The 1,913-nt window shown below is 40.2% G+C and carries 2 protein-coding genes and 1 pseudogene; all 3 read right to left on the bottom strand.

Going from position 1 to position 1,913, the window contains the following annotated elements:
• A pseudogene (locus tag ABR397_RS22385) lies at nt 1–234 on the bottom strand (phage tail protein); the annotation flags it as partial.
• Nucleotides 221–826, bottom strand: coding sequence for a DUF2612 domain-containing protein (locus ABR397_RS22380; protein ID WP_350307641.1), 606 nt, complete (start codon nt 824–826; stop codon nt 221–223). The pseudogene ABR397_RS22385 and the gene ABR397_RS22380, both read right to left, overlap by 14 nt.
• Nucleotides 827–1,913, bottom strand: a 1,087-nt coding sequence (locus ABR397_RS22375; protein ID WP_350307640.1) for a baseplate J/gp47 family protein, incomplete at its 5' end; no start/stop codon positions are given.

The following is a 1,913-nucleotide window of genomic DNA, read 5'->3' as shown; positions in this document are numbered from 1 at the left end:
CATTGAATAACGTATTGCGGTAGTAATATCATTCAATATCCCGTTCATATCCTTGCCAGATGGAGGAATTCCACCAGCAGATATTGCTGTCATCGTTAACGGGGGAAAACCGCTCGGATACGTAGCTACTCCTTTTGCCAAGCTGCTTTCAGTTGATTTTGTTGCAATCTCGTTATAGTCTCCGGCGCTCGCAAACGGAACAGCAATAAGATTAGGTTTTTCAGTTGATTTCATTTGTTGGTATCCTTTGAACGATTGCGACACTGACACAAACCGGGTAAGGCAGTGCTCTCGATGTTTGAACAATTGCTAATTCTGCTGTTGATAGCTGAAATTCAAATACATAACTCATCTTCATATTTCCATCATCAGTGATATATGCACGTCCGCTATCGCTAAACATATAAACAAGCATTCTGTTGATGTTTGGTATAGTGCAGTCAGATATATTTGACATGGCTTTCATCATAATTAGCTTTCGGTACATCTGATCTGATAGCTCAATAGTTTTTGTTTTTGACTCCCCGGAATAAAATGGTGCTTGGTCAAATGGATTTGGATCTGTCGTTGTCGGAACATTCAGTAAAGCTTCACCAAAACCTATATATTTTACATTTTCATTAACAGTCAGCCGTCTGCTGACATTCACTATTTTTCCCCACACATCCAGTCCATAAGTGTTTGCTGTGTCAATGTTCCAAATCAGATCGTAAAATGTATTAATAAATTCAGCAGAGGAAACAGCGGCATTGAAACTTCGAATAAGTGAGTTGAGTTTTGGACTAGCGGCATACTGAGCAAGAATAGTTGCTCCCACATTTTCCATTTATGAACCTACTAATTTCACAGATATATTATCAACGTCAAGCGTTGGGATTTCATCAATACCAAAACTAATTGATGTTGAATAAGTAATACCGTCACGGCTAAGCGTAATATTGTAAATATCAACACTCGATGTATCTATGTTATAAACGCCTGAATAATATCTACCAGCAAATAATGTAGATGCTATTCTTGCTCGGATTCCACCGTCTTCTCCGTTAAATGCTTGCGCTATAGCTGACTTAACCTGTGTTTCAATATCAGCAGGAAGGTAATCGCTATTCGCAAGTGAGACGTCAACATAGACACGAATGGGCGCGGGTATCACATAGTTAATTTCATATTCGGGATAAGGCTGAACATAGTTTTCATCATCCACAATTGTGTGAGTTGTATTTCCGTTCGTAGGAATACCTGGAGGTTTTTTCTTCCAGATTACTCTAGCGACATCCTCAGTCTTTCCCCCATACACAGCACTATAAATAGAGTTCGGCACCATTCTATATTTTGATACCCCGACCGTTTTTACTACCGATGTATCATTTGAAATAACGTATGCGTCTGCCACGCCATTTACTTCTAATACTGCGGCATAAATGGCATGTAATGAGTTTGTCGCATTTTTAGCAACAGATTGTTTACGACGATACTCAAAATTAGCGCGGGTTTCCTCATCTGTGCCAGGTACGCCAGCACTCGCATTACTGATACCGGACCAACCGGGCACCGAGCTATAAATCGTGTTCAAGTCATCAATTTGGCATGCTAACGGCCCTGATGTTGAGTTTTGGAAAACAACATCAACAGAGCCGCTGTCCGGGATCTTAACCTCTGTTAGTGAATGATAAAGATACCCTTTTTTATCTTGAGCAATACTACCAATTGGAATAACTGTATTAACTAACCCAGTGCATGTTGCTGTTACCGTTGTTCCCGATGCTGGAATTCGATCTAAAAAATAAATTCGTCCGATAGCCTCTTGAAAACGTCCGGTTGCATAATCCGGATTAATTTGATTGACGATAGCAAGTAACTGATCGTTCTTGTCAGCAATGATAGCCGCATCACTCATGGCTATTTGACCTTGC

Source organism: Photorhabdus viridis, assembly GCF_040256935.1.
Taxonomy (GTDB): domain Bacteria; phylum Pseudomonadota; class Gammaproteobacteria; order Enterobacterales; family Enterobacteriaceae; genus Photorhabdus; species Photorhabdus viridis.
Note: the sequence above shows the minus strand (reverse complement) of the source record. Positions and strands in the feature narration are given on the sequence as shown.

Bases quoted from the DNA above. Each gene is read 5' to 3' on its own strand.
- ABR397_RS22380 (WP_350307641.1), bottom strand. From the start codon at position 826: ATGGAAAATGTGGGAGCAACTATTCTTGCTCAGTATGCCGCTAGTCCA.